Raw genomic sequence first — 7,388 nt, 5'->3', positions numbered from 1 at the left:
GGATTCAGAGGCTTGGACATCTGTGACCACGAAGTGCTCTTGAGAAGAGGGGGCTTTGTTGGATTCAAGAGAGATGATCACAATACTATCTTGAGGTTTTGGTGGTATTCCCCCGATATCATTGATACAAACATCAAGTTCTTTTTTTGCGATTGTCGTGGGGATTCTGCCTCCAGCCTCCGATTCCGAATGTTTAATGGTGTAAATCGCTGTAATTTGAAACGATTGTTGATTATCCTCTGGTGTAGATGACGGGTTGCCCAAAGGTGTTGCGCACATCTTGAATCATTTTATTAAGCAACCCGTGCCATCGCATGTTATTTCCCTCCACTTACCGCTTTAAAGAGCATTTCAGGACGCGTGCAAATATAAAGCGGATAGCTGTATACCTCCGGTTTTACCCATGCATTACGGTCGTTATCAACGATCAACATGGTGTAGAGCGGTTTTCCAACCGTGTTGGCAAAATCCAAACTTTCTCCCGGTGCAAAGGTTTTTTGAAACACACCAGGGGCGTCCATGGGAAAGAATTGACATTCCTCAGGCTTAATACCTATGGCGCGCTTTGTTCCAGCTTTCGCACTCACATTATAGTTGTGAATACTCCGGTAATTAATGAAAGTGATGCCCGCAAAGTCAAAACTACCAAAGCTCCCAGAGCCAATCGAACTTGGTGTTGCAATACCTCCGGCACTATTCAACGTTTGTGCAAGAGCTGTGTTGAGATAAGTCTCACGAATTGTTTTATGGTTTTTTAATTTGGAGAAAAATTCATTTCCACAAAGCCCAATAATGCGTGAACGATCAGAAAAAGCTCCCTTTGAAGCTTCAATCATTTTCATAATGACTTGATCAACATGGTCCGCAACATTGGTTGTCTCATTATTTAATTTAAAGTCAATCGGCTTTGGTGGTGCGATTTCCCATTCCTTGTACCAATCGACAATGACAGAGCCATCGGCATCAAGTACCACCCCTTGAACAGCGCCAAGTTGCATGTTTTCCCATGTCAGTTCGATTTCAGAAATCAGTTTCTTTTGTTTTCTGGCAATATATTTCATTGCCGTCTCGAGTTGATCTTCTGTCCCAAATTCACGCCGGTTCTGGATTTCTTCTGATTTCACCGTGTCACTTTTGGCAATCCGTGTTGTTTTGAAAAACCGAAGATTACGCTTCTCTCTGTCACCTTCTGCCAAGGGGGCGCCACGTTCACTGGTTTGAATCAAGGACAATGTATTGTCACGTCTTTCAATACCAACCACTGTGGTGCTTGTTTCCACTTCCTCAAAAAGATCAAGAGAACTAATAAGACCCGGTTGAAACTCATAATTTTCAATCGCTTTCATCATGGTCGTGGCTGAGAAAGCATCATGTTTAAAAAAATTCATATCCATGTGCGCATTCTCCTATCGCAATAGAATGTTGTTATGGTTTTCGAGAGACTGAATGGCAGCATTTTTTTGCTCGTCCGTAATGGCATCTGGCCATAGCAGTTCAGAAGCCTTTACAGTGCATAAGCGTGCTGTCATCACGGCCCGTTGATCGGCTTGAGAGGCATCAACAGTGGCAAAAGAAATTCCAGCAGGGATTTGACTCCCATCTGATGCTGCTGGATTAAGGGGGGTATATTTTTGTGATGCTGTAATTTTTCCCATGACAGTTCCAGCTTCAATGAATGCTCCTGATGCAAAAACCACTTCTTCGTTTGACATATCCGGATTGTATGGTCCAAGATAAGCGCCATTGCGGATGTCTTCATAAAAAATTTGACTCATTTTATTCCCTTCCAAATTGTTTCCCATTTTGCATAAATTTTTTCCTTGCTCGTCCCATCCCTATGGGGAGCTGTGGTTGATAGTTTTAAAGATGCGCTTTTCGAGACAGCGGCGGTTAACACAACATTTTTTGCTTTCTCAACACTCATGCCGCTTTTAATGGCTTTTGCTGCATCAAAAGAAACGCCTAAGCGTTTTGCTTGCCTTTCAAGGTTTGTCAGTGCCTCGCCACGTTTTCTTTCCTTTTCAAGAGCAGCTTTTACGCTTTCCTGTTTATCTTCATCCTCATCTGCGTCTTCGTTTTCCTCTTCTTCGTTGAAGTCTTGAGTGTCTTCGTCAATGTAACTCTCGTTTTCGTCCTCTTCGTCTTCGTTGATGACGTCGACAATTTTTTCATCATCTTCTTCGGCGCGGTATTGTGTGTGTGCCATGTATTTTTTCCTTTTTTTGTTGCTGTTGGGGTTTGTGATATGGAATCCGTTAAGGCTTCCAAAGCTTGCGCAAGGGTGCCCTGCGCATCTGCTAATCCAAGCTCTATGCCTTGAGACCCAATAAAAGTTTCTGCTTTTGTTTCACGAATTGCAGTAGCGCTCATGGATCTGCTTTGCGCTACCAAATCGACAAACATGTCATAGAGCAGCGCGCAATCTGCTTGCATTTTTTGAAAAGCCCTCTCTGCTAAAGGCTCGTGAGGATTGCCATGAACTTTGTGATCGCCTTCAAAAACAAACGTCCATTTATATCCGCTTTTTTCATCAGCGCCGGATTGATCAAGATGCGCACAAACCACACCAATGGAGCCCACAACCCCTGTGCGTGCGACCCAGATTTGAGAGGCAGAACAAGCAATGGCATAAGCCGATGAGCATGCAAATTCATTCGCATGTGCCCAAAGAGGTTTGTTGTGTTGTTTTGAAAGTGCTTTAAACTCTTCAACAAGGTCAAACACTCCACCGGCTTCTCCACCACCACTGTCAATATCAAGCAAGACAGCATGAACATCAGGTTGTTGAATAGCTTCACGAAAAGAGGCGCTTAAACCCTCATAAGACGTTAAGCCTGAGAGTGCACCAAGCCACGCACTGCGGCGTACAAGCGTGCCGTGAACGGGTATTATGGCAACATTGTTTTGTACCACATAGGCTTCAGCTGGTCTTAAAGCCGTAGCATCATCTTGTGATAAGGCTTTAACTGGAAACTTTTCCCCTGCAAAAAGGCGCGGTGCAAGAGCATTAAGGATGATATCAAGCTTTGTGGAGGTAAGCATGTGTGGAACCCCAAAAAGCCGTGATGCCAAAAACGGCATATCAAGATTATTCACCATTTTTGTGTGCCTCGCTGCCTTGGTTGCTTTCATAACTCTCAGAAGAGTCTGAATCTTCATCATCAATCGCTTGATTTTCACCAGAAGGCGCTGCCATATCCGTGTCAAAAGATAAGCCGCGTGCACGAGCATCTGTGTGCTCTTCCTCAAGTTCGGCATGAATGCTGTCGATATCAAAGCCGCGCTCGGCTAGTGCCATGCGTCGTGTTTTCAAACCTGCACGGATTTCTTCTTTTTCTGCCGAAATATCTTTATTGGGATCAATCATTTCAAGCGGGGGCGCAAAGCTTTCACATTGAAGCCATGGCAAGGGATTTTCTTCCCATCCGGATAAGTGAACGCGTCCAGAAAGTACGGCCATTTCAACAAAACGCTCCCATACAATGCGGTTAAACTGAAAGGCAATGATATGTTCACGCCATTGTTTGACATGCCGTCTAAACTGAATAATGGAGGTACGCACATTGGAAAAATTACCGCGCGTAACATCCCCTGTCACAACGGCATAAGGCATATTGAGAGAAGAACAAATTTTTAAAATATTACGATACTGAAAAGCCTCATAAGAACCACCAACTTCAACAGGATTTGAGAATGTAATTTGTTTTTCACCATCGACCACGTTAACCGAGCCAGGGTAAATTGGATGCTCTTCGGGGACCTCTTCAATCTTCTTTTCCACCTTCTGTTCAATTTTCGTTTTTTCACGATTGTCCTCTAACTCTGCCTCATGAGATTCCTTCCCTGTAATAAACACTGCAAAAAGAGCCGCTGTTTTTTTTCGTTCAAGTTCTGCATCATCATAGGATTCGAGTTGAAAGATTTTTGTCATACAGCGCGTTATTTTTGGAGAACCGCGCAATTGTCCGGCAATCCTGCGCTCTTTGATATGAATGACCATTTCAGCAGGCACACGTATGCGTTCTTGACTCTCAAAGATTGTGTTGAAAGAGCAATCATCATAGGGGTGATGTTTCCAGAAATGATAAGCAACGCGCTTACCACTGGCATCGAATTCAATTCCCATACGAATGTAATTGCCTTCAATCTCAGCAGGTCCATTGTAAGTAAGGTCCAGCATTTCAGTGGGATAAATTTGCAACTGAAGAGGCACACCAGAGCGTCCATAAAGGTCAACATAATGTAGCCTGACAAAACATTCACCGGTTAAAAAGACTTCCCGTGCAATGGTTGCTTGTAGACCATAAAAGTTGGCATCTTCATCGTAGTCTGCTTCATCAACCCATTGCCACCATAAGTTTAAAAGCTTTTTCTTTTCTTCTTGAAAACCTTCAATGCGAGGATAAGGTTTAATTCCATCACTAACCGCCGCAGAGACCCATTCCTCCGTTGCAGATCCATAAAGAGATTCATTGTCATAAAGCCATCTTGAACGAGCAACAATGGTATCACCGCATTCTTCAATTGCTGTATTGATATGTTTTTTTGCGGGGTCAAAACCACTCATACGGCGGCTTTTGCTTGCCGCTTCAAAATGGGGATTGTGTTGACGAGAAATTTTAAAAAAGCCTGTGAGTTTATTGAAAAATCCAGCCATTAATAGCCTCGTGAGATATTAAAATAGAACACACGTGAACCTTTGCGCCCTTCAAGGTCCGCTATTTGCGTATTGATCATTTCAAGAGCTCTGCGCAGTTCCTCAACAGAGCGGTTGCTGACTTGCTTATCGCCATGGCGTACCGATTGCGCTCCCGAATAAAGAGCCTCTTCAATTTGTTCACGCCGCCTTTTTAAACTTTCCAGTCTGTCAATTTTGCTGTTTACTTGGTTCAAGTCTGTACGCATAAATTACCTCCAATCCCCTCGCATATAAGGATTTATCATTGTTCTGAATGGCTTCTTTTGAGGCTGTGCTGTCTGAGATCTTCTTGGAGAAGGAGAGGGCACATGTTCTGATGTTGGCTGCTCTAAAGCGCCTTCAATTTTAAGTTTTTCCAAACGCTCTTCTAAAATATCGACTTCTCGGTTAAGGTTTATTCCTGCTGAAATCAGTCCCTGTAAAGCAGCATAAGCATAGACCCTACAATCCAAGGCTTCGTTTCTTGCCTTTTCACTTTTTTGCCATTCGATACGCTTGAAGCCTTTAAAATATTTGATGACTTTTCTTTCAGCGGTTAGCTGGTCAAAATATTCCAGGTCAAGGCTTTTGTGAAAGTGTGTTGCACCAGCTCCCGTTGCTTCAGGACCCGATTTTTTAAACCGTGCTGTAATGATATCTTTCGCGGCATCAACCCCAACAATATAAAGATTAATCTGTCCTTTATTGTTTTTGCTTGGTCGGCGTGGCCATACCGCACGCCATCCCGCCTGTCCTTTAATCCCCCAGATACGCCGCCCCTCACGCGGGCGCACATAATTATAAACCGCCTGTGTATGTCCACCACCGGTATCAATACAAGCCGCTGTTATCTTGATACCCTCTTTATAGCCTGAATGCGGCCAGCGTTTTGCAAGATATTCATCCAATTGGTCCCACACTTCAAAAGAAGAGGGATCACCAAGGATCACTTGATAATCAATATGCCAACTTTCTTCTCCACGCCCCCACCCCACCACTTCAAGCTCTAAACGGTCATTTTGTACATCAATGCCTGCTGTCAACACGACGGCTTGTTCTGGTGCTAAAGGATACTCTTCGCGTTTTGCATAGAGACTGTTTGGATCAATAACTTCGCCTGTTCTGTCCTCCCATGGCTCTCCAAGCACTGTATTGACAAAAGGCTGTAGAAGAGCTGGATCATCCTTAGCATTTAAAAACTCTCTTGCACATTCCCCCCACGTTAGCCAAGGAGAATAAAGTGCCGAAATATGATAAGAGCGCAAATTGGGTCTGCTTGTCTCACTGGTGGGGACCCAGCATGCGCCTCTTTCTTCACACATGAGATCTGTTTTTCGGTGCTCGGCATGTTCATGACCACAATGCGCACAAACAAAAACAGCTTTTTCGGGAGCCCCTTTCGGCCATTTGATTTGTGACCAAACAATCGGCTGTAGTGTACCACATGCATCACAAGGTACGTTGTAATATCGCTGGTCGCCTAGCACAAAATCCTTTGCAATACGGCTTGTGTCACGGTGGGTGGGTGTGGACAATTTAAAGATCTTTCGTTGTACAAAGGTTGAGGTACGCTTTTCCGCAATCATCACCGGATCACCTTCGTTATCGACACTGAGGGGATAACCATCCACTTCATCGAGGATCAGATAACGAATAGGCATAGAACGCAAACCAGCTGCACTGTTTGCTCCTGTAAGCATTAACGCTCCACCATAAAATTCTTTCGAAAACATGGTATTACCACTGTCACGTGCTCGCGCTGGAGCTATGCGTTCACTTAAAACTGGACTTGCCATAATCATGGGATCAAGCCGCGTCTTTGAAAGCTTTTTGGCTGTCTCAACCGTGGGCATGACATAAAGAGCAGGTCCTGGACTATAATGAATAGCATAACCGCAGAAATTCAATCCCGCTTCAGACATGCCAACCTGCGCTCCTTTCATGACAATGGTTGTTTCAATAGGCACGTAAGAGGAAAGGTTATCCATGATTTCGCGCAAATAGGGGGTCCGCTTTGTTCTCCACAATCCAGGTTCAGCACTGGCTACCGTGCTAAGGTATCTATTCTTGTCCGCCCATTGGGAAACCGTGTATGGTGGGTCCGGTTGTCTTGCATCATTGGCATGGGCGAAAAATTCTGTAACAGCATTCTCATCCATTATTCATTCTTTGCTCGCCCCAAAACTCTCTCATTCTGGAGGTTGGGGATCATGATAAGGAACTGGAATATGAACAGCTTCAAGCAAAGCCTTTCGTATGTAATAATCAATGGCACCAATTAGGCTTGCAGCATCACATCCAACCTGTGCGGCAATGCTTGCACCAAATCGGTGAGGAAAATTCAACATGGCGTCACGGTGTGCTCTTCCAAACTCACGGGCTGCTCTCTTGACTTCTTCACGGTCAACCGTTGTTTCGCGTAAGCGTTCAAGAGCAATCTTCTCGCTTTCAAGGGCAACTTGCATTCGCTCCAGTTTAATCTTGTATTCATTAGCGCCTTCTGTAGAGGTTTGTTTGATCTTTGTTCGCGGTTGACCATCCGGTGCTAAAAATGGAGCAGGGCGTTTTGTTGGATTCTCATTCCAGATAGCTGTTGCAAGCGCTTCATTAACAGAACCATCTTCAAAAAGAGCCTGATCAAATTTTCCTGTCTTAAATCGAGAAACCACCGCATTCGGTGAAACGCACATCTTTTTCGCAAAGGCACGAA

General features: G+C 44.3%; 7 protein-coding genes and 1 pseudogene. All 8 read right to left on the bottom strand.

Annotated elements, in window-relative coordinates; translation table 11 throughout:
- A pseudogene (locus tag BN338_RS00195) lies at positions 1-316 on the bottom strand (head-tail joining protein); the annotation flags it as partial.
- A 1-nt stretch (position 317) separates the two neighbouring features.
- Entirely contained in the window at positions 318-1,394 is a 1,077-nt protein-coding gene (locus BN338_RS00190) for a major capsid protein (protein WP_039757931.1), read from the bottom strand.
- Positions 1,395-1,406: 12 nt separating this feature from the next.
- A complete protein-coding gene (locus BN338_RS00185; RefSeq protein ID WP_039757929.1) occupies positions 1,407-1,775 on the bottom strand; it encodes a head decoration protein in 369 nt (122 codons plus the stop codon).
- Positions 1,776-2,034: 259 nt separating this feature from the next.
- Complete coding sequence (locus BN338_RS00175) at positions 2,035-3,099, bottom strand: S49 family peptidase (protein ID WP_039757927.1); 1,065 nt, start codon at positions 3,097-3,099, stop codon at positions 2,035-2,037.
- On the bottom strand, positions 3,089-4,657 hold the full coding sequence (locus BN338_RS00170) for a phage portal protein (RefSeq protein WP_039757926.1): 1,569 nt from the start codon (positions 4,655-4,657) through the stop codon (positions 3,089-3,091). The genes BN338_RS00175 and BN338_RS00170 overlap by 11 nt, the downstream gene beginning before the upstream one ends.
- Positions 4,657-4,905, bottom strand: a complete 249-nt coding sequence (locus BN338_RS00165; protein ID WP_039757925.1) for a phage head-tail joining protein — start codon at positions 4,903-4,905, stop codon at positions 4,657-4,659. The genes BN338_RS00170 and BN338_RS00165 overlap by 1 nt, the downstream gene beginning before the upstream one ends.
- A gap of 3 nt (positions 4,906-4,908) precedes the next feature.
- Positions 4,909-6,837, bottom strand: a complete 1,929-nt coding sequence (locus tag BN338_RS00160; RefSeq protein WP_039757924.1) for a phage terminase large subunit family protein — start codon at positions 6,835-6,837, stop codon at positions 4,909-4,911.
- Positions 6,838-6,867: 30 nt separating this feature from the next.
- The coding region (locus BN338_RS00155; RefSeq protein ID WP_039757923.1) for a hypothetical protein at positions 6,868-7,388 on the bottom strand (521 nt) is incomplete at its 5' end.

The organism is Bartonella queenslandensis AUST/NH15 (assembly GCF_000312585.1).
Lineage (GTDB): Bacteria > Pseudomonadota > Alphaproteobacteria > Rhizobiales > Rhizobiaceae > Bartonella > Bartonella queenslandensis_A.
The sequence above is the reverse complement of the archived record's forward strand: the minus strand, read 5'-3'. Positions and strand labels throughout refer to the sequence as shown.